30 protein-coding genes are annotated in these 25,645 nt (G+C 41.5%); 9 read left to right on the top strand and 21 right to left on the bottom strand.

Going from position 1 to position 25,645, the window contains the following annotated elements; genetic code table 11:
• Window positions 1-95: 95 nt before the first annotated feature.
• A complete protein-coding gene (locus CMAQ_RS08980) occupies window positions 96-1,142 on the bottom strand; it encodes a glycosyltransferase family 4 protein (protein WP_012186788.1) in 1,047 nt (348 codons plus the stop codon).
• Window positions 1,143-1,305: 163 nt separating this feature from the next.
• Here CMAQ_RS08980 and CMAQ_RS08985 point away from each other — a divergent pair, with 163 nt between their 5' ends.
• The 3 genes from CMAQ_RS08985 (at window position 1,306) to CMAQ_RS08995 (ending at window position 2,596) form a co-directional block, all read left to right on the top strand.
• The gene (locus tag CMAQ_RS08985; protein ID WP_012186789.1) at window positions 1,306-1,860 is read left to right on the top strand and encodes a tRNA intron endonuclease catalytic-like protein; all 555 of its coding nucleotides are present in this window, start codon (window positions 1,306-1,308) and stop codon (window positions 1,858-1,860) included.
• On the top strand, window positions 1,841-2,131 hold the full coding sequence (locus CMAQ_RS08990) for a hypothetical protein (protein ID WP_012186790.1): 291 nt from the start codon (window positions 1,841-1,843) through the stop codon (window positions 2,129-2,131). The genes CMAQ_RS08985 and CMAQ_RS08990 overlap by 20 nt, the downstream gene beginning before the upstream one ends.
• Before the next feature lie 72 nt (window positions 2,132-2,203).
• Window positions 2,204-2,596 carry a 30S ribosomal protein S8 gene (locus CMAQ_RS08995; protein WP_012186791.1) on the top strand — a complete coding sequence of 131 codons (393 nt, stop codon included), beginning with the start codon at window positions 2,204-2,206 and terminating at the stop codon, window positions 2,594-2,596.
• Here CMAQ_RS08995 and CMAQ_RS10785 read toward each other — a convergent pair.
• Both CMAQ_RS10785 and CMAQ_RS09005 read right to left on the bottom strand, forming a co-directional pair.
• On the bottom strand, window positions 2,590-2,883 hold the full coding sequence (locus CMAQ_RS10785) for a hypothetical protein (protein WP_012186792.1): 294 nt from the start codon (window positions 2,881-2,883) through the stop codon (window positions 2,590-2,592). The two genes, CMAQ_RS08995 and CMAQ_RS10785, sit on opposite strands and share 7 nt — an antisense overlap.
• Before the next feature lie 6 nt (window positions 2,884-2,889).
• Window positions 2,890-4,065, bottom strand: a complete 1,176-nt coding sequence (locus CMAQ_RS09005) for a DUF1512 domain-containing protein (protein ID WP_232203748.1) — start codon at window positions 4,063-4,065, stop codon at window positions 2,890-2,892.
• A gap of 200 nt (window positions 4,066-4,265) precedes the next feature.
• On the opposite strand from CMAQ_RS09005, the gene CMAQ_RS09010 reads away from it, so the two are divergent.
• The gene (locus tag CMAQ_RS09010) at window positions 4,266-4,856 is read left to right on the top strand and encodes a metal-dependent transcriptional regulator (protein ID WP_012186794.1); all 591 of its coding nucleotides are present in this window, start codon (window positions 4,266-4,268) and stop codon (window positions 4,854-4,856) included.
• Window positions 4,857-4,917: 61 nt separating this feature from the next.
• Complete coding sequence (locus CMAQ_RS09015; protein WP_012186795.1) at window positions 4,918-5,358, top strand: hypothetical protein; 441 nt, start codon at window positions 4,918-4,920, stop codon at window positions 5,356-5,358.
• Window position 5,359: 1 nt separating this feature from the next.
• On the opposite strand, the gene CMAQ_RS09020 is transcribed toward CMAQ_RS09015, so the two are convergent.
• The 10 genes from CMAQ_RS09020 to CMAQ_RS09065 all read right to left on the bottom strand — a co-directional run bounded on the left by CMAQ_RS09020 (window position 5,360) and on the right by CMAQ_RS09065 (window position 14,529).
• Window positions 5,360-6,271 (bottom strand): 50S ribosomal protein L10, encoded by a 912-nt coding sequence (locus CMAQ_RS09020; RefSeq protein WP_012186796.1) that lies wholly within the window; start codon window positions 6,269-6,271, stop codon window positions 5,360-5,362.
• Window positions 6,272-6,397: 126 nt separating this feature from the next.
• The gene (locus CMAQ_RS09025; protein ID WP_232203749.1) at window positions 6,398-7,066 is read right to left on the bottom strand and encodes a 30S ribosomal protein S3ae; all 669 of its coding nucleotides are present in this window, start codon (window positions 7,064-7,066) and stop codon (window positions 6,398-6,400) included.
• Between the two features lie 44 nt (window positions 7,067-7,110).
• The gene (locus tag CMAQ_RS09030) at window positions 7,111-7,458 is read right to left on the bottom strand and encodes an arcadin 1 (protein WP_012186798.1); all 348 of its coding nucleotides are present in this window, start codon (window positions 7,456-7,458) and stop codon (window positions 7,111-7,113) included.
• Between the two features lie 56 nt (window positions 7,459-7,514).
• Window positions 7,515-8,423 carry an SDR family oxidoreductase gene (locus CMAQ_RS09035; protein WP_012186799.1) on the bottom strand — a complete coding sequence of 303 codons (909 nt, stop codon included), beginning with the start codon at window positions 8,421-8,423 and terminating at the stop codon, window positions 7,515-7,517.
• 45 nt (window positions 8,424-8,468) lie between these two features.
• Window positions 8,469-10,160, bottom strand: a complete 1,692-nt coding sequence (gene ilvD / locus CMAQ_RS09040) for a dihydroxy-acid dehydratase (RefSeq protein WP_012186800.1) — start codon at window positions 10,158-10,160, stop codon at window positions 8,469-8,471.
• A gap of 128 nt (window positions 10,161-10,288) precedes the next feature.
• Window positions 10,289-10,648, bottom strand: coding sequence for a hypothetical protein (locus tag CMAQ_RS09045; protein WP_048062791.1), 360 nt, complete (start codon window positions 10,646-10,648; stop codon window positions 10,289-10,291).
• Between the two features lie 129 nt (window positions 10,649-10,777).
• On the bottom strand, window positions 10,778-11,110 hold the full coding sequence (locus CMAQ_RS09050) for a hypothetical protein (RefSeq protein ID WP_012186802.1): 333 nt from the start codon (window positions 11,108-11,110) through the stop codon (window positions 10,778-10,780).
• Window positions 11,111-11,163: 53 nt separating this feature from the next.
• Window positions 11,164-12,120, bottom strand: coding sequence for a GNAT family N-acetyltransferase (locus CMAQ_RS09055; RefSeq protein ID WP_083755308.1), 957 nt, complete (start codon window positions 12,118-12,120; stop codon window positions 11,164-11,166).
• A gap of 84 nt (window positions 12,121-12,204) precedes the next feature.
• On the bottom strand, window positions 12,205-13,638 hold the full coding sequence (locus CMAQ_RS09060; RefSeq protein ID WP_012186804.1) for an MFS transporter: 1,434 nt from the start codon (window positions 13,636-13,638) through the stop codon (window positions 12,205-12,207).
• Between the two features lie 177 nt (window positions 13,639-13,815).
• On the bottom strand, window positions 13,816-14,529 hold the full coding sequence (locus CMAQ_RS09065; RefSeq protein ID WP_012186805.1) for a hypothetical protein: 714 nt from the start codon (window positions 14,527-14,529) through the stop codon (window positions 13,816-13,818).
• 147 nt (window positions 14,530-14,676) lie between these two features.
• On the opposite strand from CMAQ_RS09065, the gene CMAQ_RS09070 reads away from it, so the two are divergent.
• Complete coding sequence (locus CMAQ_RS09070) at window positions 14,677-15,399, top strand: hypothetical protein (RefSeq protein WP_012186806.1); 723 nt, start codon at window positions 14,677-14,679, stop codon at window positions 15,397-15,399.
• Here CMAQ_RS09070 and CMAQ_RS09075 read toward each other — a convergent pair.
• From CMAQ_RS09075 to CMAQ_RS09085, 3 genes are all read right to left on the bottom strand, one after another.
• Entirely contained in the window at window positions 15,367-16,299 is a 933-nt protein-coding gene (locus CMAQ_RS09075) for a 60S ribosomal export protein NMD3 (protein ID WP_012186807.1), read from the bottom strand. The genes CMAQ_RS09070 and CMAQ_RS09075 overlap by 33 nt on opposite strands.
• Before the next feature lie 86 nt (window positions 16,300-16,385).
• On the bottom strand, window positions 16,386-17,726 hold the full coding sequence (locus tag CMAQ_RS09080; protein WP_012186808.1) for a glutamine synthetase family protein: 1,341 nt from the start codon (window positions 17,724-17,726) through the stop codon (window positions 16,386-16,388).
• A 143-nt stretch (window positions 17,727-17,869) separates the two neighbouring features.
• Window positions 17,870-18,499: an ABC transporter ATP-binding protein gene (locus tag CMAQ_RS09085; protein WP_012186809.1), complete on the bottom strand. Its 630-nt coding sequence runs from the start codon at window positions 18,497-18,499 to the stop codon at window positions 17,870-17,872.
• Window positions 18,500-18,560: 61 nt separating this feature from the next.
• Between CMAQ_RS09085 and CMAQ_RS09090 the strand changes: the two genes are divergently transcribed.
• Window positions 18,561-18,929 (top strand): hypothetical protein, encoded by a 369-nt coding sequence (locus tag CMAQ_RS09090; protein ID WP_012186810.1) that lies wholly within the window; start codon window positions 18,561-18,563, stop codon window positions 18,927-18,929.
• A 37-nt stretch (window positions 18,930-18,966) separates the two neighbouring features.
• Window positions 18,967-19,680, top strand: coding sequence for a prepilin peptidase (locus CMAQ_RS09095; RefSeq protein ID WP_012186811.1), 714 nt, complete (start codon window positions 18,967-18,969; stop codon window positions 19,678-19,680).
• Here CMAQ_RS09095 and CMAQ_RS09100 read toward each other — a convergent pair.
• Window positions 19,669-20,763, bottom strand: coding sequence for a DEAD/DEAH box helicase (locus tag CMAQ_RS09100; protein ID WP_232203751.1), 1,095 nt, complete (start codon window positions 20,761-20,763; stop codon window positions 19,669-19,671). The two genes, CMAQ_RS09095 and CMAQ_RS09100, sit on opposite strands and share 12 nt — an antisense overlap.
• A 291-nt stretch (window positions 20,764-21,054) precedes the next feature.
• On the opposite strand from CMAQ_RS09100, the gene thrC reads away from it, so the two are divergent.
• Window positions 21,055-22,230 (top strand): threonine synthase, encoded by a 1,176-nt coding sequence (thrC, locus tag CMAQ_RS09105; RefSeq protein ID WP_012186813.1) that lies wholly within the window; start codon window positions 21,055-21,057, stop codon window positions 22,228-22,230.
• Between the two features lie 3 nt (window positions 22,231-22,233).
• On the opposite strand, the gene CMAQ_RS09110 is transcribed toward thrC, so the two are convergent.
• The 4 genes from CMAQ_RS09110 to CMAQ_RS09125 form a co-directional block, all read right to left on the bottom strand.
• Entirely contained in the window at window positions 22,234-22,560 is a 327-nt protein-coding gene (locus tag CMAQ_RS09110; protein WP_156769890.1) for an SCP2 sterol-binding domain-containing protein, read from the bottom strand.
• 174 nt (window positions 22,561-22,734) lie between these two features.
• Entirely contained in the window at window positions 22,735-23,535 is an 801-nt protein-coding gene (locus CMAQ_RS09115; protein ID WP_012186815.1) for a hypothetical protein, read from the bottom strand.
• A gap of 26 nt (window positions 23,536-23,561) precedes the next feature.
• Window positions 23,562-24,509 carry an isoaspartyl peptidase/L-asparaginase gene (locus CMAQ_RS09120; RefSeq protein ID WP_012186816.1) on the bottom strand — a complete coding sequence of 316 codons (948 nt, stop codon included), beginning with the start codon at window positions 24,507-24,509 and terminating at the stop codon, window positions 23,562-23,564.
• A gap of 28 nt (window positions 24,510-24,537) precedes the next feature.
• A complete protein-coding gene (locus CMAQ_RS09125) occupies window positions 24,538-25,551 on the bottom strand; it encodes a hypothetical protein (protein ID WP_012186817.1) in 1,014 nt (337 codons plus the stop codon).
• Window positions 25,552-25,645 lie beyond the last annotated feature (94 nt).

Here is a 25,645-nt window from a genome sequence, read left to right on the forward strand (position 1 = left end):
GAAAGCCTGTCTACTCCTTATTCTACGTAGTGAGAATTATTAGCATTAAGTGCTTTGCAGCTTTCCTGTTAGCATTAATTAGTAATTCATTAAGGTTAAGGTTTAATTAATGACTTAACATAGCTTATTAGCCTACTTTTAAAGGCCTCATAGGTGAATAGTATTGAATGTTCCTTAACCCTCATACTGTAGGCGTTAAATAACTCCCCATTACTCAGCAGCCTGATTATTGATTCAACAGCCTCATTATTGCTTAAGTACCCTAACCCAAATTCACCATATCCAACTATGTCACTCCATAAGCCACCCGACTTATGCACAACAGGCACTACCCCAGCGTACTGGGCCTCAGCTGCAACAAGACCGAAATGCTCATTGATAGCAGTGTGGAGTAGTACCTTGGCTCTACATAAGTAATCCCACTTGGTTTCCTCACTGGCATCAAGTATGAATTCAACATGCTTAGCCTGCTCCTTAACAAGCCTAAAGTACTCCTGGTTGTAGGGTAGTCCAATTACGTAGAATGAGGCCTTAGGGTAATTAGCGTAGACTGCCTCCATTATCTTAACAGCATCTATAATCCTCTTATCAGGGGCTATTCTACCCACAGTAACCACCATTTCCTCTTTACTCACTGAACCGCATTGATGCGGCATTACTGGGGGATAAAGCACACCGCTTAACCTTGGTCTATAGGGTAATTGATTAAGAGTCCACTTTGAATTAGCCAGAAGTAGCCTAGGCCCTAGGATAGGTAATACTACTCTATTAAATTCTAGGAGAATTCTCCTCCTAAGCCTATAAGGTGGCATGTATGTTCCTGGGTTATTTAAGTAACCTATATCGAATGGCCAAATCATAACATGGTAAACAGTGTTTATTGTTAAATCATAGCCTAAACTCATTATTCCTGTTATAATGTTTCTACTTAACCCACGTATGGGTAGATTAGGATCATGATCAAAAGCACTTACTATCCTTCGGGCTGGTATATCATTGATCCTGCTGTCTATCCCCCCATTGAAGAGTAGGATAACATCCACTGTGAACCCACTTTCACTAAGAGCCTTAACCATGGCGTATGTTACTAATTCTTGTCCACCCCATCTACTTAAGGTATCATAGGTTACTGCTACATTCACCGGCTACTCACTGCACCGGTGGTATTAAGTATTAATAATTCTAGAAGACCCTAACTTGAATCAACAGCTTAAAGTAGCTGGGGACTTCATAATGCATTGAGCTTCACTTATAATCATTGAAAATGTTTTTAACCAGTTTAATAGATAGCTTACTCTGCTTACCATGAGGAGTGCTAAGATTCTTAGGGTTAAGAGTGTGGGGGATTTCTACATCATTGAAGATGAATTATCTAGGTTACTTCTCAATGATAAGAGGCCTCTTGACCCGGATAAAATAGATCCAATAGAATTAGCTTACTTAATATATATTGGCGACTTTAAGGTTTACGTTGATGGGAGGCAAGTCTCAATAAGTGATGTACTTCATTCAGGTGATTTAGAGAGATTCATGGTTTACCTGGATTTGAGGAATAGGGGATTGTACGTTAAGCCGGTTAGGGATGGTAAAATAGATATGCTTGTTTGGGATAAGAAGAAGAATGCCCTCTCATCAAATCCCCAATACATGATTAAGATACTTGATGAGGGTAGGGGAATTAAAACAACGGAATTACTTGAATTAACTGATTACGCTGAAAGGAATAGGATGAAGCTCATATTAGCTCTATTAAGTTCAGAGGGGACGTTAACCTACTATAGGGCGTTTACAATAGAGCCTACTCAAAGGGATGCGGAATGGTTGAGGGTGAGGCAGGTTGGTGAGCTTAAGGGACCTTGAACAGGTAATAGACGCATCAAGGACTAGGGGGATTAAGGTACTGGTGAGGTTTAGGGGGATTAGGAACTTCATCATGATTGATGGTGAAATTAAGGCGATTAATGTGGATGGTTTAAAGATACCTTGGAGTAGGGCCTTTCAGAAGCCACCACAGGTGGTGCTTGATACGTATCCTGTGGAGAGGATAGACGTAATGTGTGGTGATGAAGTGATTGCATCATACGGTAGCTTCAATGAACTGGTTAAATCATTGAATAGGCTTGAGTGCTAGTTTAACTAGGGGGTACTGGGTTAATGTATAGTACGGAAACGCTTATATAGAGGGGACTGGGGCTGAGGACTTATGGTCATGCTTGATGTCTTATCCAACGCCTTAATGAGCGTAAAGAACGCGGAGTCCAGGGGTGATAGGCAGGTTATTATTTGGCCATCTTCGAAGCTAATAGGGAATGTATTAAGGGTCATGCAGAGGTATGGTTATGTTGGTGAGTTTGAGTACGTGTACGATGGGAGAGGTGGGAAGTATGTTGTTCAACTACTGGGTAGGATAAATGATATCGGCGCCATTAAGCCCAGGTTCCATGTTAAGGTTGATGAACTACAGAAGTGGGAGGAGAAGTACCTACCGGCTAGGCAGGTAGGCATATTGATACTAACAACCTCTAAGGGCGTGGTATCTCACCTTGAGGCTAGGGAAAATAGGGTTGGAGGTATTTTAGTGGCTTATGTTTACTGATTAATTGAGGCTTCCTTACTAATACCCACTATTACTAGGTTTGATCCATCATTAGGGCACTTATCCTCCTCAACCTTACCGACATAGTCACCGGGCCTAAATTCCCTAACCTTAACATAACCACATGTTGGGCATCTAAGGGTTGCGTATTCACTTATTCTTTGGGTAACCGTCGTCGACATAATGTTCCTCAAGTCCTTTGATACTACGTAAAATAACGTTACCGCCACCGCAATGGCTATTATTACCGGGATTACCACTGTGTATAAATCAATGTTAACCAGCATTAATGATCACTGAGCTACACCAATAGTATTACCAACACCCACTATTATGACTTCATCATTGGGATCGGAGTATGAGTCAATTACCTTACCCAACCTTTCAACAACCTTGTTAACAGCCTCATCAATAGGCTTAGTCATGGCATTAAGGGCTTCAGGCATGCTCATCTTTATTAAAATAGCGTAAATAGGGGTATCGTACTTAGTTGCAATTGACTCTATGTTAAACTTCTCAACACCGATACCACCCATTGCTACACCAAGCCCCTCGGCTATTGAACCACTCTCCTCACCCTCCAGTTTTAAGGCGGCATCAATTGTTATCATTAACCTTGGCCTAGCATTAATGCTCTCGTAAATGTACCTTATTGCATCATCTAAGTGACCCACTGTTCCACCTGGCCCCTCAGCCTTAACTAAGTATATTTTCCTACCCTTAAAGTTGCATGAGGCTATGTAAGTATCCTTAATCGAATCACCTATTGGTTCCAGGTTGCTGCACAGGTTTTTGAATCTGAAGACTGTTAATGGCCCTGCTGAATCACCTATCGGTTGCCCCTTTAGGAAAGCTGGCACTGAGCCGTTTAATGCATCAATCTCCTCCTTTAGTAATGGTAATATTGCAGCTAATTGAATGAGCAAGTAGTAGCTCTTATACTTCATAGCTAACCTATAGTAATGATCAATGACCTTGTATATGAAATTCAACTCCCTTAATACATCAACAACATTGGTGAAATTCTGAATAATAGGCCTACTATTGCTTATGGAAGGCATAAGCCTTGAAACATCCTTCTCAAGCCTATCATTATAGGAGTTTATAAGTGCCTTATACTTCCTAACTAAACCCTCAGGCTCCATACTGGTCGGCTCTATTATGACCATTTCCATTAAATCCCTTATCCTACTCTCTATTAACTTCTTATCCTCATTAACCTTACTTGTTATGAAGTCTAGTACCTGCGTGATATTGTTATTCATTGAGACCCTTAACCTATTTAGGAAACCACTGACCTGTGACTGGTATCTCCATAGTTGGAACGTTTCATAAAACCATGGGAAGACCCCGAACCAAAGTACTAGGAGGATAATATTATATAGTATGTATTGTTGAGTACTCTGGCTACTCACTGGTGTTACTTGAAACACTTGAAGTATGCCTAAGGCAGTTAACGTATGCACCACACCCTAAAGACGTAGTGGGGTAATTAAACGTTTCACAGTGTTTAGGCAAGCACCCACCATGAATTAAGGATGGGGATTTAGCTTTTCCACTTTAATTAAAACTTTAGGGCATTATTTTTATAGGGTATAAAATTAAACTACAGTGGTGAAGTAATATTAGGGGGATTAGGAGCACTAAGATAGCTAAGGAGGATTACTTAATGGCCATTAAGGTGTTTAATGACTTCTATGGTGAAGCATCATTAACATTAGTAGCTAATGAACTCGGCGTAACCCCTGCCACAGCTCATAAGGTAATAGAGCATTTGGAGAATGAGCATTATGTTGTTAAATTAAGCAGAGGCATATACTCATTAACCAGTAATGGTGATGAAATAGCCAGCAAAATGCTTGCTAAGCACAGGATACTTGAAGTATTCTTAGGTATACTGGGCTTCAACATACTTGAAGTTCACGTGCATGCTCATGAATTAGAGCACGTTAATGATGTTGTAATTGACCGCATATACAATATGCTTGGTAGACCCATGACGTGCCCCCATGGAAACCCAATAATCGGTAAGCCAGAGGGAATGAGATTATCCAAGTCATATCCAGGCAACGTAATTATAACCAGTGTAGCTGAATCGAAAAATGTATTGAATTTCCTAATTCAACATAAGTTAAGCATTAATGATAGGCTAGCAGTTGTAAGAAGGAGGAAGGGTAATGTAACCATTGAGGTTAATGGTAAGAGAATCATCGTGGATGAATCCATAGCCTCAGGAATAATAGTGACTGAGGTAAAGTAATTACCTCTGGGTTAAGGTTAATACTAATAAATTAAAATAAATTAAAACCTGGAGGGGCAAAATGGAATGCATCGGTGAGTTAATTAATGCATTGGAGGGTTTACTTAAATTAATATGTAATGGTGTTGATGCTAATGAAGCATTGAAAATAATTTTAACCAATATTAAGAATAAGCAGTGCAGTAGCATGGTAAATAATGCCATAAGCAAAGTATTAAGGGGTGAAGTCGATGCCTTAAACGAACCACTACTGAATAATTACTTACTTTACTTTAAACCAAATGCAGATAGTAAGCTTAAGGGGGTTTTAACAGTGATACTAAGCATGGTTAATGAAGGCAAGATTAATGAAGCCTTAGGTTACTTAATGAGTAGTATATGTAATTTACCAGATTATGATAGGGTTTACGCCATTGACTTAGCCAGATTAATAACGCTGGCTAAACATGATAATGATATTATTAATTCTGTTAAATGCAGGATTAAGCTAATTCTCTCATGATTCACTTACTTAATTCAGGTGCCTTATTGGCTAGGACTGCGGCAAGAGCATTAGCCTGGGACTGAGCCTTAGCTAATATGAAGCCTATTGATTCGGCAGTGGGTATATTGGCGTTTATGGCTAGGTTACGTGCCTCAACCACCGCCCTACCTATTAGCACGCTTATTGTCTCTGGTATTAGTAATGCAGAGTTGACGGCAAGGTTGAATGCCCATGATGCGGCCTGCTTAAACATGTCCTCATAAGCCTTAACATCTATAGCTAACTCCTCACCCTTAATTATGTACTTAGCATTCAGTAGTACTGCCTTAACCTTAAGTGACTCGTAAACAGGCTTGACGTTAATTAACCTAAGTAAATCAGCTAACTCAGGGGTAACTGTATCACCAGGCTTAGCAACCTGAGTATCCCTGGCAACCCATATTTTACCATCCCTAATCTGCGTCGGTATCTTAAGCTTACTGAACCTACTTAACACAGGGCCTGGATTAATACCTGTGTTACCGGCTGGAACAATTATATCAGACTGGAGTACATCACCTGGTTTAGCGTATCTTCTAACTGAGTTATCTACAATAATCCTGTAGAGGTCAAATGGATTCTCATTAGTGAATATGAAGCCATTCTCACCGCTCAAGTACTTCTCAATTTCGGCGTTAACTGAATCACCGTAAATCCTCCTTAAGGCTATTAGGAATAATTTGTTTCTAAAAACCTTAACAACACCATGCCCCCTTAAAACCCTCCTATACTGGTGAAGCATTGATGCAGGTAACTCCCTTAAGTCAAATATCATTATTACACTATGCTTCTTGATTAATTCCTCAAGCTCCTTAAGAACCTTAACCTTCCACTCTGGATACGGCTTAGCCCTAACATACCTCTGCTGCCCAGCTGAAGTACTAGCCATCATTCACTCTCTGTAAGGATTATTATTAAAACTTTACTGCGGCTTAGGTTAATTAATTCCATTTGATTAAACACGCGCCACTGAATTAATGTTGATTGAGTTGAATGGTAAGCTTAACTTTTATGAAACCTACTGCTGTTGAGCAACCTCCTGGGTTACTTTAACAGCCTCCATTTCAGGCTTTGCCTCCGGCTTCCTTGGGTATTCAAGAACCTTAATCTTAATGATTTCAACCTTCCTAAGCGGGTATATCTTCTTGGCTACATTAAATAAATCAACCTGTATCTTACCCATTATTGAATCCCTAACTAATGAATCGAAGTCGGATTCCTGACCCACCTTATCTAACCTATCCATTATTGACTTCCTTATCAAATGCTTATGAGTCCTAGTGCATCTATACGTGGTTATGGCTAAAACCTCCATCCTTAATTTCCCACCATCCTTAGTGGTTACATCCTTAATAACCATTACCTTACTTGAACCCCTCCTAACAAGATTCCTAACGTAATCCCTCGTTAACTCCATTCCATTAAACTGGGTTAAAGCCCTACCATCATCAACACCATTAACCCTGAACCTCAACTTAACGTTAATGTGTGATAAATCCTTAGTTAAATCATATAGGGTTGTCTCAACATTCCTACCCACCGCCTTGGAGGGTTCATCAACTGGAATTTCAACTATAGCCTGACCCCCTAGGAAAGCTGGTGCATAGACTGTTAGCCACTTCTTAAACGCCCACTTCCCTAATGGTATCCTCTGCTGCGTAGCCGCTTGCTGGGCTTGAGCCATCATTTAACCTACATAGTCTTAGTTTAAAAACTTTACCATTAAGCGCATTACTGCTCCTTCTCAATGGTTATTTTCCCTCCCTGTATCTTAACGTAAACGTACTCGCCAACATCCATCTTCCCACCTAACTCATCCATCTCCTCCTCAGTTAACATCAACGTCACCCTGGGTATCGGTACTTTTCCACCAATCATTTGACCCAACATTGGTATTGATCTAAAGACATTCTGCATCATTTCCAACATATCCCTACTTAATCCTGATGATTCACCTGAACTGGCAGCAACTAATCCAGGGTTCTCCCTCTCCTCAACAATATCAATCTTAAACATCTTCCCACCGAAGGGATCCATTATCAATGTTTTACTAACCACGTAGCCTTTGAATCCAGCCATAATTAAGCAACATTAATTCACTTAATATACTTTCCGCGTAAGGTTTAATCATAATTTTATGAATTAAGCATTGTCTTAATCATTCTCTTTAATTCCGTTAACTTAGCTCCACCGCTCATTAATACCCTTATTATTAAGTCGCCTAATTCAGGGTCCTGAACCATTGTTCCTATTGAGTTTCCTAATACGTCTGGATCCATGTAAATCATCTTAACGGTCATTCCACCATCAATAGTGAAGTTAACGCCTGTTATCCATGATGCTTCATCTGATACTAGGAAGGCTATGAGGTTAGCTACATCCATTGGGTTACCAACCCTGCCCGCTGGGTGCTGGGCATGGTCAAGGGGGTTTAATGACGGCTTCCTAGGCGGGTACTGCCACTCCGAGGTGTCTATCCAACCCGGCGCTACTGATACTACCCTAATCTTATACTTCGAGAGACTAATGGCGAGGGAGTGGGTTAACGCAACTATGCCGCCCTTTGATGCTGAATACGGTTCAGTGTTGGGTTCTGATTGAAAAGCCCTCGTGGATGCAATATTAACTATAACTCCACCGCCGCGTTTAGCCATCTCTTGTCCAGCGTATTTTGAACATAACCATACGCCGGTTAGGTTAATTGATATTACCCTATTCCACTCATCCAGAGTCTGCTCGAATATTGACTTACCACTGAAGCCTATTCCGGCATTATTAATTAAAATATCAACACCGCCGAACCTCTTAACGGTTTCATTAACCATGTTTTTAACGTCACTCTCAATAGATACGTCAGTCTTAATGAAAAAGGCATCTACACCATTGCTCCTAAGCCACCCTTCCCTCCATTTACCTGCCTCCTCATGAACATCAGCAATAACTACCTTAGCACCCTCTAACCCTAATTTATAAGCCACAGCAGCCCCAATACCCCTAGCTCCCCCCGTTACTATGGCTACTTTACCACTTAACCTACCACTCATGGTATAAGGAATCCTTAACCTCCTTTTAACTATTCAATTAACCTACTAAATCCTCGGTAACGTAACCGCACCCATTGATGCTGAGGACACCAGTGAGGCGTACTTAGCCAGTAATCCACTCCTATACCTTGGTGGTGGGGGCTGCCACCTACTTAGCCTTCTCTTAATCTCCTCCTCAGGGAGCTTCAAGTCAAGTCTACCATTCTCAACATCTATTACAACCACATCACCCTCCTCAACAACCGCTATTGGGCCACCCACAGCCGCCTCCGGGGCAACGTGTCCAATCATTAATCCCCTGGTTGCTCCACTGAATCTTCCATCAGTGACTAGGGCAACGTCCTGCCCTAACCCAGCACCCACTATTGCTGAAGTAACCCTCAGCATTTCAGGCATACCGGGTCCACCCTTAGGCCCCTCATACCTTATTATAACAACATCCCCCGGCTTAATTTCACCCCTCCTTATTGCTTGGAATGCATCAACCTCACTATTAAATGGCTTAGCCTTACCCTCAAACCTCATTATATTGGTTGCAGCAACCTTAACAACAGCGCCCTCTGGTGCCAGTGAACCTTTAAGTATCCTTATACCACCCCATGGTTTAATGGGTGCTGATGGGTCCTTAACAATGTGACTATGCTCAACGTTAGGTATCTTGTAGTCCTTAAGGTTCTCCTCAAGGGTCTTGCCGGTTACTGTGATTACCTTACCATTAAGTAAGCCGGCCTTCAGCAACTTACTCATTACTAATGGTATTCCACCAACCTGATCCAACTCAGCTGGCACGTAGTCACCACCAGGTCTAAGGGCTGCTATGTAGGGTACCTTCCTTGATATTCTATCGAAGTCATCTAGGGTTAATTTCACCCCAGCCTCATATGCTATTGCCAGTAAGTGAAGTATAGCATTAGTTGACCCACCCACCGCCATTAGGACTGTTATGGCGTTTTCAAAGGCCTCATAAGTCATTATATCCCTTGGCTTAATACCCAGCTCGGCAACCTTCATTAGCGCTAAGCCGGTTTCACGGGCGTAGATAACTCTCCTAGCAGATGTTGCAGGGGGAGTTGCGCTCCCAGGTAAGGCCATACCCAAGGCCTCCGTTAACGCTGCCATAGTATTAGCTGTAAACATGCCTGCGCATGTACCATAGGTTGGGTGGGCGTTTAACTCAATATTATATAATTCATCCTCAGTAATCTTACCAACTATGAAGGCTCCCACGGCCTCATGAACATCCTCGATGGTTAACTTCCTACCACCATAGAAGCCGGGTTCAGCGGATCCACCGTAAAGGTATATTGAGGGTATGTTTAACCTAGCCATTGCCATTAACAATCCCGGCGTAGTCTTATCGCATCCTCCAATACCAACGAAACCATCGAAGGCGTGGGCATTAACCTGGGCCTCAATTGTATCGGCTATAACATCCCTACTAACTAAACTATACCTCATGCCCTCAGTACCCATACCAATATTATCATTAACAACTATTGTAGGTACAGTTAATGGGGCACCACCACCAGTCTTAATACCCTCCTTGACGTATGACGCCAATTGAAGGGTATGTATGTTGCATGGACCAGCCTCACTCCAGGCCACTGCCACAGCCATTAAGGGTTTGGCGATATCTTCATCAGTTAGGCCAATTGATCTTAGGAAGGCTCTATGGGTGGCATTTAAGACCCCATCATATCTCTCACTACTCCTGACCTTAACCTTTACAGATACCATATGTAACCCTGGTGGTTCACCGTTTTTATGTATTAAGTATTGTAATGAATTATTATGATCTTAAAATTAATTCACCACGACTAAAAGTCCATGTGATGGGATTATTGACTTTATGGAAATACCATTCACTACGGCTTCCAGGTTAAGGCCATTATTGAACCTATAAGCAGTAGCAGGAATCCTAACACGAATCCACCCATTAGGTTTGTGAAGAAGCTTATTATTGATATAATTAGGAGTACTGCGCCTACTGTATGAACCATGCCCTCATTCGTTAATCCCCCCAGCCTAGTGGATAGAACTAAGGCTACTACGGCAATTATTATTCCTATAATTGACAATATGACCATGGGTATGCCTAATAAACCGATAAATGGTATGAAGGTAAACACTGCTGAGAACACGAATTCAATAATAGCACTGACTAGGATTATTACACTACCAGCTAATGATAATATGTATGCTCCCCGTGGTGTTTTAGACTGCATTAAGCCTTCTCTTTCAGTGCCCATTAATAAATATTCTCATATCAACATCATCCACTTTTATAATTCATCGAGTTCAATGTATTACCCTTTACTACATGTGTTCATTATCCTAGAAGAATTTAAAGGATCCTACTTTATGCTGACCGCAGACTGGAGGTAAAGTACATTGTAGGTGTCTCTTCTTTTAATCACAGCGAAGGTGAATATGTGGTCTACCTGCCCATCATTAGCCACAGCCCTTACGTACTTAACCTCATCTGGGTTATTGGTTTCAACACCATCAAGGTTAAGTAACTTAACATCAGTAACACTTAACCCCACGTTACTCAACTGCCCCTTCACGCAGTTTACTATTGAGTCAAAGGCCACACCCTCACAGGAGCCGCTCATGAAGGCTTCCATTACCTTACCGTGAATTGATTGAACCCTCCTACGTAATCTCTCATCTATATCAGTACTCATAGTTTAATCCTTAAGCAACCCTGTTTTATGCTTAACCTAAACATTACTGGGAGTCACCATTGATCAAGCCTATATATGTATGGTTCCTTAATTTCTTCATAATTAAAGCCTCCTAGGCTCATTACCATGTATGTATTCGGTATTTTAAAGACCTGGGCATTAATACATTTGAGGACTTTAGGTGATGCATAGATCCTTAAACCCTTGGCTCTATTGGCTTTAACAATATAGTTGAGTAGGGTTAATGTTGATTCACAGTTAATTGAGGCAATCTCCTCCACCGTTACTACATCATCATTAATACCCGTGATTAAGGCGTAGGCCAGGGTGGTGGCGCCGTTAATTAATTTAAGTGCAGTAGCGTTGACGCCTCTTGTTAACCTTAACCAAGTAGCCTTAATAACATGGTCCCTAATGTAATTACTATCCCTAATCAACACTCCGTCAAGATCATTAGTCTCAGCATTATAAATCCTTAGGAGAGAGTCTGCGTCTGATTCATTAACATTACTAACACTTAACTCGCTACTGCTAACCTGCCTCATGTCAATGGCCGGTATTATGGCGTAATCCCTTATGTAAACATCCTTAAAACCAATCTTCCTGTAGATGGAGTAGGCTAAGCCACCGTAAGTCGTGAATAAGGCTAAGGCATCATACGCTCCCTTCAATTCACTAACAGCATACTTAAGTAAATTACTGGCATAACCCTTACCTCTATGCCTCATACTAGTACATACCCCGGCGACTCCGCCAATCCTAATTGCTTCACCATTAAACCTAATTAAACGATCAATAACATAAAGCGTGGAGACTAGTTCATTACCATCCTTCACCGCGAATACCCAGGTAGGCTTATAGTAAGGGTAATTGCTGAGTAATTCCATTAATCCCCCATTACATGCATAATTAACGAGACCGCAGGCATCACTAAAGCATTCGCAAAGTAACTTAAGTATGAGGCACTGTTCATCGCTTGAAGCATCTTTAGGCGAAATCTTAAGCATCATTGAATATAATTATGCAGCGTTTAGTGTAAAAACATTACCGTGACCATAATAGTTAGGGGTTAATTTCATTAAGCGTTTAAATGATTATTTATTAATTATCTCCCTCCGCTGAGTCATTGGTACCCTTGTTCTACTCCATGAAGTTGCTATGGCTATGATTATTAACGCCAAGGATACCTTAAAGGCCATGTGGAGACTATTAATGAATGGCTCCATGAGACTTGGGGTTAGTGCTGATGCCCCAACGAATATTTGGAAGGCTATACTCCTTGGTACTGCAGCTGATGACACTACTATAGCCACTATGAAGCTTAGGAGTATGCCTATGTTGCCTATGGTTCTATTAGTTCCCGAGGCAACCCCGTATAGGTTACTTGGAACCTCATGCATAACCATTTTACCGTTTGCTGCAAAGAACATAGCTGCACCCGTACCACTTACTGTGGTTATAACCACTATTAAGTAAAGTGGAGTATTCAGTGTTAGTAAGGTATCGTAGAGTATGTAGGCTACTGCCTGGAGGGTTAAGCCGGTTGAGGCTATAATCCTTGCATCAAACCTGTCGGCTAATCTACCGCTAAGGGTTGCTGATAATGAACCTATTAAGTAACCTGGTATTAACCATAGTGATGCCTCAAAGGGATTAAGACCCCTAACCCCCTGCAGGTACATTATTATTAGGAAGAGTATTGCGTTATTAGCCATGTATTGGAAGAAGTATGATAAGCTGGATAAAGTGAACATCCTTATTTTAAACAAGCTTAACCCAATTAAAGGGTACTTAGCCCTCATTTCAATGTACAGGAATAATACAAGCAGTACTGTAGCAGTCGCTAACATTAAACCAACCTCCTCAGTATAACCAATCCCTGAATACGTTATCCCAGCCATTGAGTAGAGGCCAAGGGATAACCCTAATGTGATTGAACCAGGGATATCAAAGCCCTGCCGTGTTCTAATCCCCCTATCCTTAAGGTATATTAAACCCATTATGAAGCCTATGATGGCTACTGGTACATTAATATAGAATATCCATCTCCAACCTATGAATGTTGTTATAACACCACCAGCCAATATGCCTGCCACAGCCCCTAGGTTCCAGCCCATGCTGGTTGTGCCGAATACAAAACCCCTACTGCTGGTTGGGAAGTAGTCACTGGCTATGGCCATTGTGTTACTGGACATTAGTGAACCACCAAAGGCTTGAACAGCCCTAAACCCAATTAACTCCACTGCATTAGTTGATAAGCCACATAATGCACTACCGATACCGAATAGGATTATGCCTAGGTTAAACATCATTGCCCTACCCTTTATGTCACCTAACTTACCTAACTGTGTTGAGAATATTGTTACAGATAATATGTATATTAAAATCACCCATATTAATGTGGATAAGTCGGTATGAAGGGCAGTGAGCATTACTGGAAGCGCAAGAATCACTATGGTGCTATCTAAAGCAACCATAAACGATGAAAGAGTCAATAATAGCAGTACAATGAATTGAACCTTATCCATGTATTATTCGACTTAAGCCTAGTCTTTTAAAGGTTACTCAATCACTCAATCAAACTGAACATACTGTAATGCTTCATTGCTTATTAATGGTTTCTATGGATTAGCCTACTCCAGTGGTTACGATTAATGGGGATCACATTCATGTAACACATGGAGAATAAACCCTAAAGGGAGGATTCACACATAGTAGTAATCCCACGGCTCCTCATCACTCTTGAACACTAAGCAGCCGTAATTATCACACTGTATTGAGGCGTAGGGGTTTCCTAAAGTCTTCTCCCTCACATCACTTACACTCGGTAGTCTAACACCTATAATGGTTCCAATCTCCCCAGCAACCTTATCCGTGTCCTCAACGCTAATAACCAAGTCATTTAACCTGAGTTCATGAAGCCTAAGGAGTAGGGTAGATAATTCACCATTAATTCTCCTAACTAATTCTAAGTCATCCAGGGTTGGTTCATCAATAGTCTTGTATATTGCAGTTAGTTTAACGGCGTGGTAGGCGTTGTTGAGGGCCCATGTTAAATTACCGAGGAGTAGGTTCTCGTAGAGCAATGCCATATTATTGAGTATTAATTGCTTAATTGTATCAATGGTCCATGTTGTTACATTAAACTTAAGCTCCGGCGATGAGCCGCAAATCACCTTAGAATCCTTAATTAACCATATGCATAATGGGTCACCGTAGTAGCACCTATTACTTAATGCATCTGCATCAGTTTGGATTAATGAAATGAAGCCATTAATCCCACTAACCCTTGAGCCCCCTAGTGCTAGGATATTAATGTCACTGAGGTATCTTGAGAAGTCCCTTGGCCTATTCACTGACCCAAACACTATGACTGTGGCTCCACTGTTGCATAATTCCTTAATGACGTTGTTTAACATGGATTACCGGCCTTAATGAGCATTAATTAACCTTACTAATATGCTAGAGGGCTAAGCCGTGTTGTTTTAAAGAATGGTGCAGTTATTTTAACGTATTATTATTTAAGTATTCAGTTTTGCTTTAAAAGATGAGGAGGTGATTCATGCATGAGGTTAACTGTCCAGAGGAGTATACCATTCCCCCGCATAAGCCTAAGTAGGCTCATTAACTATTTAACATACATTAAGGATAATGGGATTGTTAACATTAATGACCTAAGGGAAGCAGGCCTAGACTTCGGTAAGGGGAAGGGTGACATAACTAGGTTCTTTGAGAAGCTTGGATTAGTGACTGTTCATGGTGAAGCTGTTTCATTAACAAGCCGTGGGGAGGAATTGGTTAATGGTATTAAGGAACATGGGGTCATGGCTTTTCACGAGTACTTACTAAGTGAACTCCCACAGTATAGGTTGCTTATTGATGTTTTAAGGGATTTAGGTAAGGCTAAGGAGGATGATGTTTTAACGGAATTAAATAGGAGGATTGCATTAGAATCACCTGCAGCGTGGGTTAATAGGGTTGCATTAAGATCCATGCTTGGTTTACTTCAGGACCTTGGAGTTGTGGTTAAGGTTAATGGGGCAATAGCATACGTTAATAATGACTTCACAGACCCCTTGGAGTGTTTAAGTAGGGTTTCAGTGCAGGTTAATGGACAATACCTAGTTGGTGTTAGGGAATTGGGTAATTGCCTAGGTAGGGTTATTGACCCTTCATCACTCATTGAATGCGGAGTATTAATAACGGCCCCGAATAATACCCTATTAAGGTTCAGTAACATGGAGTGTGTGGCTCGGTTATTGAGGACATATCAAGTTAACGTTATTTAAGGTATATTGTAGCCCGTTAATACTAATTATTACTTTACCGTCACTGCATGATATTGAGTAATCCTTAACTTGACTTAATTTAGCTTGAGTTAACTTACTGTACTTAATACCCACTAATGAGCCATCACTTAACTTCACTAAATCCACGTGATCCTTATGAAGAGACTTAATTAAGTAGTCAGCACCATTAATATTAATCACCTCCCCCTTACTTAACCCGATTAGGTGAATTGAGATAGATCTCTTCTCAATCCTCTTATCACCCCTATAGCCCACTACCTTACTGGTCTCCTGCATGAAGCTCGGTAACTCCCTATGTACGTTTAATGCTATGGATCTCGCTAACCTCTGGTTAGTGATCTTTATGTCGAAACCACCGTTAACGTCCTCAATCTTAATCACCCTACCCCTATCCTCACCCTTAGCTAACGTCATTCTGACTATATCCATTACCTTAGCCTTGAATTCACTTAAATCACCACCAATAAGCCTTAGTTGAATAATAGCCTCCTCCTTCTCCATTAATTCAGCCCTACAGGATGGGCATAAATCCCTCTTAAACATTAACTTAACAGTGTACTCCTCCTCATAACTATTGGGCATTAATTCACTTGCCTTACCCTTAACCTTAATCTTAGCCTCATCTCTGAAAACCCTAATACTCATATCGCTAACAATGCCCTTAACCCTTATTTTCGATGATACTAGCTTCTCAAGACTCCTAATACCCCTACTCCATCTACCATTAATGAAGTATGCGCCGCAACTGTAGCACATGAGGACATTAACCTCATTAGGCACGTCAATTATCCTGTGGGTTAACCTATAGCAGTCTGGGCAAACACCCTCAATGAGTACATCAGTCTCCCTACCGCAGACCGGGCATATTTTCCTCAGCATTACGGTTAAACTTAGGTACCCTTGGCTTAAATAACTTTACTAAACATAAATTTTTAATGATTTAAATTAAAACCTAGGTTACGATTTTACGCAGCCTTTAAGTACCTCTCATACTCCCATGGGGTTATTACGTTCCAGGTCTCCTTCCAATTATAGACGGCTGAGTATTCACTCCACTCCTGGTTCTTAACCTCAACGTAAGCCTTAGCGGTTTCACTGGGTAAGAAATTGAAGGCCTCACTCTTGGCGAACTCCTCAACAGCTTCACCAAGGTTAACCGGTGTTTCCGGTACCCCCTTTAAGTCATAGGCTATGTCAGTTATTGGGGCTGGTGGCTCAACCTTATTCTTAATTCCGTAAACCGCAGCCTTAATCATTGCTGTGAAGGCTAAGTACGGGTTCATGCTTGGGTCAGGGTGCCTGTACTCAATTCTATTAACCCTCTTATTGTAATACGGTATCCTAATCATAGCTGACCTATTCGCGTAACCCCAAACTATCCTGGTTGGCGCCTCATGATGAGGTACAAGCCTCTTATATGAGTTAACGGTTGGGGCAACTAGTACGCTTATTGCCCTAGCGAACTTCAATATGCCCCCAATGGCATAGCGGCACTGCTCAGTGGCTTCCTCAGTCTTTGATTCAAAGAGATTAACCCCATCCTTCCATATGCTTATGTGAGTGTGTGCACCGCTACCGTTAATCCCCCAGAAGGGCTTAGGCATGAAGGTTGAGATTAGGTTAAATTCCCCAGCAACATCCCTAGCCATTAACTTATATATAGTCATCATGTCAGCTATCTTCAATGGGTCATTAACCGGAATATTTATCTCATATTGCGACGGAGCAACCTCATGGTGAACCTTACTCCAACCAATACCTAAGGCTTCAAGGTTCTCAAGTATCTTAGATATTGGGTTAAGTAACACGGCACTATTCCTACCCTCGAAGTACAAGCCGTCATCAGCCAACTCAGGTTTACCACCATTCTCCTTAACAATAAAGAACTCAACCTCAACACCCATTTTAACATACATGCCCTCAGCGGCTAATTCGGCAAGGGTCTGCATAAGTACATTGCGTGGGTCAAGTACATTGGGTTTACCTGAATCATCAAGAACACTGAGGAATACATCAACTATCTTCGCACTATTCCAGCTCTCAATAAATATTGACCTGAAGTCAGGCAGTGCAACGAAGTCACTCTTATTGACGGTGGCGTAGGCTGGTATTGATGAGCCATCGAAGGGCATTCCATCGGTGAGTATATCCTTTGCAGCATCTATGGGCATTAACTCAGCCCTGGGTCTACCATGTATATCCATTAGTATTGGTTTTACATACTTTACCCCCGCTGACTTCAGTATCCTCCATATGTCCAGCGGGTCTATTTTACTTAGGGTTTCCTTCACTGAACCCTGTGGCACGATACTCCTCTGGGCACCCCTTATAAACCTTTACTGTCGAGTTAACTAAAAAATACATTCAATATATTGCCTATTAGAGTAATTCATGCCTGCCATTGTAGTCGAGTTGCCTAGTATTTCACTTAGCATTAAGTTAATTTTCACTAGTATTTATGCAGTAATCCATTCCTCATTCCGTAAACTAAGTCAGAGTACTCTAGGAGTATTGGGTCATGGGTTGCAGCTATTATTAACCTACCTTGCCTTGACGCGGCCTTAAGTAATTCACCAACTCTACGTGCATTATCCTCGTCTAAACCCACAGTGGGTTCATCAATTAGGATTATCACCTGCCCCTTAATCAATGCAATAGCCAACTCAACCCTCCTCCTTTCGCCAGTGCTTAATTCAATTATCCTCCTATTGCCTAAACCACTTAAACCAAGCCACTCAAGTAAATCACCTACATTGTAACCATGGTTACTCATTGAGGCTAATTCAATGGATTCATTAACCGTTAAGTCACCGATAAGTACCTCACCCACCGGTAGATAGAATACTAGCCTACTAGCCTCCCTCCTATTATCCTTAACCTCAAGGCCCATTACCCTAATTGACCCTTCATAGGGGACTCTACCTGCAATAGCCTTAAGCAGCGTCGTCTTACCACTGCCACTGGGGCCCATAATGGTGACTAGAAGTGGTTTATCGAGTCTTAATGACACACCTCTTAATGCCTCAACTATGCTTCCCCTTACCTTATACTTAACCTTAACGTTAATAGCATCAAGCATCAGTGTAACCCTAGTGGGTTAAATAAAGCATTTAAATTTAGGATTAGGGGGTTTAACACATATGAGTCAAGGGGAGGGTGAGAAGAAGCCTGAGGAGAAGCCTAAGCTACTGATACCGTCCTTCCTAAGGCCTGATGTTTACGTTAAGGAGGAGAAGAAGACTACTAGGGAGAGGAGGCTTAGGGTTAGGAGGAGTAATGATGTTGAGGAGGGTAAGGCAATGCTTAATCCACAGGTTGCGTCGGAGCTTGGTATCGTGGATAGGGTTGAATTAGTGCTTGTGGGTGGTGGGTCAAGGGAGAGGAGGTATGTGATGAATGCTGTTGTTAATGATAAGGTTCCTAGAGGTGAGGTTTGGTGCAATGCGGAGGAGATGAGGAGGTACGGTATTGCGGATAACTCAATAGCTACCGTTAGGGCTCCAAGGTGAGTTTAAAGCTGAAGCACTTAACGGTGGTTTAGGAATTATGCTGATCCCCCGTTTACTCATCTACACTGCTTCATATGTGCTTGTTCTTTCATCATTAATGGTTGCCGGTATTGAGGATTATAGGAGTAGGTTAATTAATGATAAGTATTGGATACCGGCTATTGCGGCGGTGCCACTAACCATTTACCTAGTGGTTAATGACATAATTATTGAGAGCGGATACGTTATTAATGCTATGGTTGGTGTAATACTCGCTGCTTCAATATATGTGGGTAAATTCATGGGTGAGGCTGATTCAATAGCAGTACTACTCATATCAATCGCTACACCACCACCATTAATGCCTAATCCAGTACTCCTAATCCTTAACCTACCCATTATCTCAGTTTTAATAAACTCCTTTATTCCAACACTCGCCCTAATGCTGATTAACGTCTACACTAATGTTAAGAACCGCAGAAGATGCAGTGACTCAAGTTTAATTAAGCTGATACTACTAAGATGCTCCAGTGTTGAGTCAATACTCAAAACACCCCTGGCCTACTCAAGCCCAGGTAGTTCACTAATTAGGGCTGGTAGCGATGCTGAATCCTACGTGGCTAACTTGCCTAAGGATTCATGGATCTGGATGCAGTATAACTACCCCTACGTATTCATTCTGGCAGTATCCTACGTGATTTACCTAGTGGTTGGCGACATCATAGCCAATTACGCCCTAATGCATGCCTTAGTAATTCCCTTAATTAGCTAAAACGTAGCCTGAGCCCGTTAACTTAGTTACCTCATTCAATATCCTTAACTCATCCCTAGTGGCTAGGGTTATTGCCTTACCTCTCCTATTAAGCCTTGCAGTTCTCCCAATCCTGTGTATGTATGTTTCAGGATCCCTAGGTGCATCAAAGTTAAGTATTAGGTTTACATCAATTATATCGAGGCCCCTTGACGCTAAGTCAGTTGAGATTAATGAACCGGAGTCTAATTCCCTAAACCTACGGAGAGTACTCTCCCTAGTCTCCTGCCTCATGCCACCATGCAGTAGAAGCACCCTTAAACCATCATTACGCAACTGCCTATACAGCCTGTAGGCTCTTTCCCTAGTGTTAACGAATATTATTGACTTGCCTTCAAGCACCTTCCCAGTTAACCCATACTTACTCCTCCATGAGCCATCCACGAGGTAAACCAATTGATCAACCATAGGTAATTCATACTCATGATTACTCACCCTTATGAATAATGGATTCCTTAAAACCCTCTTAACAACATCATGAACCTCACTGGGTAATGTTGCCGTGGCCGCGTGGGTTTGCTTCCTATTACCAGTTAGGCTTGATATAGTGTATACATCCTTTATGAAACCCATGTCAAGCATCCTATCCACTTCATCAATAATGAGGTACTTAACATTGCTTAAATCCACAATCGACTTACCGGTAAGATCAAGCAATCTACCTGGGGTTGCCACTATTAGTGATGCATCCCTGAGGGCCTTAACTTGGCCACTATACCCAACACCACCATACACAACTGCACTGTTGAATTTAGTGTACTTATTGAAGATTAGGAATTGATTCATTATTTGAAGTGCAAGTTCACGTGTTGGTGAGATCACCAGTGCTTCACCTAGGTCGCCCTTCATCATACTCATGGTTGGAAGCAGGTACGCTGCAGTTTTACCGCTTCCAGTCCTGGCCTGCATGGCTACATTAAAGCCATCAAGTATCTTAGGGATGACACTCCTTTGAACCTCAGTGGGTTCATTGAAACCATACTCACTTATTGCTCGTCTAAGCTCCTCTTTAAGTAGGTTGAAAACCATGATTCCCCGAACCACTGAACCTAGGTGTTAATAAAACGGTCTCTTTAAACACTTTAAGGCATGTACAATAATGTTTTACTAGTATTGGGGATAACTAGCTAAATATATTATTATTATTTTACTTATATTAGTAAAATATACATTAAAACACCATGGGGTAATATTTATAAATAGGCTACTCTACTGTAATAACAGAGAGTTAAAACTCGGGTTTCGTTTAAAACCAAACGGCTTTTTGCCTTTTCAATGATTGAGCCGGTTTAACTTCACTATGATTAACTCTACTTAAGAGTCATCTTATTAGTAATGCTTATAAATAAGTTAAGTAAATCCCTTAGAGCAGGTGGGGGTTGTGGAGGAAACAGAATAGGGTTAGGTAAGTATGTTTTCAAATGCCCTAAGTGTGGGTATGAGACCCAACCTGAGGCAGGTAAATTCACATGCCCAAGATGCGGCTCATTAATGGAGGCTATTCTAGCCGAGTTGCCTAAGGATATTAAACTCAGGTACAGGAGAAGACTGGGTGTCTGGTCGTATTCACAGTTACTGCCTGAACCTAAGAATAGGGTTACGCTTAATGAAGGTGGGACACCATTAATAAGGATTAGTAAGGGATTATTCGGTAAGTTTGAGGGTCTTAACCCAACTGGCTCATTCAAGGATAGGGGTATGGCTATTGGGGTTAGTTTAGCTAAGGCAATAGGGGTTAGTAATATTGTGGTTGCATCCACCGGTAATACTGCAGCCTCAGCGTCAGCCTATGGTGCTAGGGCTGGGTTAAGGGCCATAGTTCTCCTACCCAGTGGTAAGGTGGCTAGAGGTAAGTTAGCTCAGTCAATTATCCACGGTGCAAGCATAATGAGTATTGATGGTTACTTTGATGATGCGTTAACTGAGGCAATGAACATGTTTAAGGCTGGTAAGGCATACTCCTTAAACTCAATAAACGCCTGGAGACTTGAGGGGCAGAAGAGCATTGCCTACGAGATATATGAGGACATTAAAGTACCGGATAACGTAATAGTACCCGTTGGTAATGCAGGCAACATATACGCCATATGGAAGGGGTTCTGGGAATTAATGCAGATTGGGTTAATAGATAAGGTACCTAGGATGATTGGTGTTCAAGCTGAGGGTGCATCACCACTTTATGAAACCTGGAGGAGGGGATCCAGTGAGTTAATTGAGGTTAAGGAACCTAAGACTGTGGCATCTGCAATAAGGATTGGTAAACCAGTGAATTGGCTTAAGGCCCTTAAGGCGGTTAATAATTCAGGTGGATTACTAGTGACGGTTAATGATAATGAGATAATGATTGCTAGAGGTAGGTTAGCTAGGAGAGGTATCTTTGTTGAACCAGCCAGTGCATCAACGTATGCTGCATACATTAAATTAATTAGGAACAGTGTAATAAGTAATGATGAACGCACCGTACTTGTATTAACTGGGCATGGTTTAAAGGACCCTGATTCAGTTAAATGAAGACTAATGAGTAATGAGAGACACCAGGGTCATAGCCTCCATTAAATCACCGCTTAACCTAATTAAGCCACTTAAGTATGCTTGAACCGGGTCCATTTGCCCATTAAGTAACTTAGCAAGAACATCCCCTGAAACCTGAATGGTTAAGGTTGGGTTACTGTGAATACCCTTATTAATTGTTAATGATCCATTATTAACCATTACGTAGAAGGGTTCATAATCATTACCCTTAAATTGAAACACCTTAACGCCCTTAACATTACTTAGTAATTTCTCAGCCTCCTTAACCTTAGCCTCAATTAATGCGTATGGGTCGTTACTCGTACTCATGCTTAAGTACCTTAAGTCCACTTATTAAACGTTACCTAAACTATTACAATCATGTACCTGAAGCCTAATAATCCATGATAATGCATTAAGATATTTAATGTAGTAGCGTTGACTTAAGGGTTTAAGCTCTTGGCAGTGCTCAGTGTAACCCATTTCCTGAAGCGAGGAGGTGGATTATTTGTGTCTTATTAGATCCTTAATACGGATGTTTCTCTCCGCCACAGTCCTACTGATGAGTGGTAGAGGGTTGATTAATGGCCATTTGTAAATCACTATATCAAGTATTTCACTCTCATCATAATTCACTGTAAAGTAACCCACTGGTCTAACGTCACTCCTATTCAACATGCTCTTAGCTATCTCCCTATGAATAACATCACTCACGAACGGGTGAACTAGTATTGATCTATCGAAGCCGAATGAAAGATACTTGGCTGAAACCGTGAAACCCCTATGCTCAGTTCTCCTAATATCTAGGAAGTGATGGGCTATTAACTCATAATCAACTATTATAACTAAGTCAACCTGCTCATCAAACCTCACACCACCAAGCCCCCATATCCTATAGAGGGCATCACTATATGAACCACTTATGTATTTGCCGTAAGCCTTAATAACCTCAACATACCCACTCATTACATCCCCGTACTCCAGGTATGGGAATGGTGAGAAGCCTAGGAGCCTCATACCCATGGGTTCAACCTCCTCAACCTCCACCTCCTCGCAGAGTCCATTAACCCATGGTACCCAGTTGAAGAATTCCTGTAGGTAAAGCCCATTACTTATCCTTAACCCAACCCCATTCTCCTCAAGCTTTTTAACAACATCACCCACAAGTATTATTGAGCCATCTAATGTTGCGTATACTGATTTAATTAAACCACCCTCATTATCAACTACACCTAATCTTAACCACCTACACACCATGGTCCTTAAGTCCTCAGGCAGCCTCGCCACAGCATGCTGATACTGCATTACCCATGCACCATTCGTATTAGCAATCACGGCCACGCATCATCGGGGTAAAAGGCAATCCTCATAACCCTACTCCCTCTCCCCCAGGCTCTAGCCATGGCGCTTGTATTGAATGAGGAAGCAACGTTACCCTTAGCATCAATTCCTATTACACCAACTAACCCATTACCATATCTCTTAGTAACATCATCCACAACCCTCCTTAACGCCTCCCCTATGCTTAACCCATTCTCAACTAGGTAAGCAGCCCTAATGCAAACCATACTCCTCACTATCACCTCCCCCAGCCCTGATGCTGAGAAGGCTGCAACACCGTTTTGAGCCCAATACCCTGCCCCAGGTATTGGTGAATCACCAACCCTACCATCAAGCTTCAACCACACACCACCCGTGGATGTACCAGCGGCTAAGTTACCGTCCTTATCCAACGCCACCGCCCCCACAGTATCCCCTATTCCTAATTCACTAATTAACTTAAGATTACCGCTGAAGTAACCCTTACCGCTCTTGTAATCCCTAAGCATGTCCTCATACCTCCTTGACTTAGCATCACTGTAGAGTTTATGGGTTGGTGTATATAGTTTCCATAACTTGGCTAATTCCGCTGCCCCATCTCCAGCAATAATGACGTGACTAGTCTTCTCCATGATCATTCTAGCTAATTTAATTGGATTAGCTACATTCTTAACAGCAGCCACTGCCCCTATTCTCATTGATCTACCATCCATTATGCCAGCGTCCACCTCCACATTACCACTTATGGTTAGAACCGAACCCTTACCAGCATCAAAGAGTCCTGAATCCTCCATATTAGATACTGCGGCCTCAACAGCATCTACTGCACCTCCATTCTGCAATGCCTTAAGCCCATTAATTGTCGCATCCTCGAGTTCCTTTACATACTTAAGTCTCTCCTCATCATTACTGAATCTATACCCGCCTGCACCACCGTGAATCACTATTATTGGTTCCACTTAAGGGCGGCTAAATGAACCTTTTAAATTAATTAGCCTTAGGAAACTGGTAAACAGGCTCCTTAATCATCCTAAGCAGTAACATTAGTAACAGTGATATTAACCCAACCACCAGGTAACCTACCTTAATCCCTAGGGCTAACCCTATTGGAATAGTTAACATTGATGATATACCATAGGCCACTGCCAGGGTAGGCATGTAGAGTATTGGGCTTGAAATTGATGCAAGCAGTTGAAGAATTATTGAGTAAATCATCATTGATGATGCGGCCACGGCGATTAAGGTGAATTGACTATTGAAAACGTAAGTTAACACTGATGAGGTGGCAAGTATAATTATGGAAATCCTCAATGAGCGTGATAAACCCCACCTCCTAACCATCAAGTGTGTTGGGATTATTGATAATGGAATCGATAATACGTACGCTGAACCAAGCCAATACTTAGATAGTAGTATGGCTGAGGAAACCATGTACGGCAGTGAGAAGGATATGAATACAGCCACTATGAACATTACTTGGTTGGTTACTGCGTATTTTAACCCGGTTCCCCTGGGTTTAAAGTAAATGGAGGATAAGGATAAGTAGAATGATAGTGAAAGCATTAGTATCGTTACGACTATGAAGAGTACACTATTGTTAAGTACAGATGATAAGACACCTATTACTAAACCCACACCGAATAAACCTGAGTAAACATACATTATGTAGTCTATTAAACCACTGCTACTTAATATTATTCCAATAACCCCTATTAACGCCATGAAGTAGAGCCCCATCCCTAAGCCTAGTAATAAATTACCTATGTATGAATTATTTAACGCATGAATGAAGCTACCAATAGCCCCTATTGATAGGGCAACTGAGAGCGTATTACCGGCTCCTATTTTTGATACTAGAAGCAGACCTATTAATTGGGATAACGTGAACATTACAGTGAATAAGACCCCAGCGGCTACACTGGTTAGCCTGAGGGATGCTAGGAAAAGTATGTATCCAGCTAGTGCAGCAATGCCATATGCACTATATTTTAAAGTACTCACTGTGTTACTAAGAGCGGTAAGTACTTAATATATTTTATGCGAATACTAAAGCCTTACTCAACTTCACAGTAATTGGCATATATTACGTGAAAAT

Origin of the sequence: Caldivirga maquilingensis IC-167, from assembly GCF_000018305.1 — an archaeon.
Taxonomy (GTDB): domain Archaea; phylum Thermoproteota; class Thermoprotei; order Thermoproteales; family Thermocladiaceae; genus Caldivirga; species Caldivirga maquilingensis.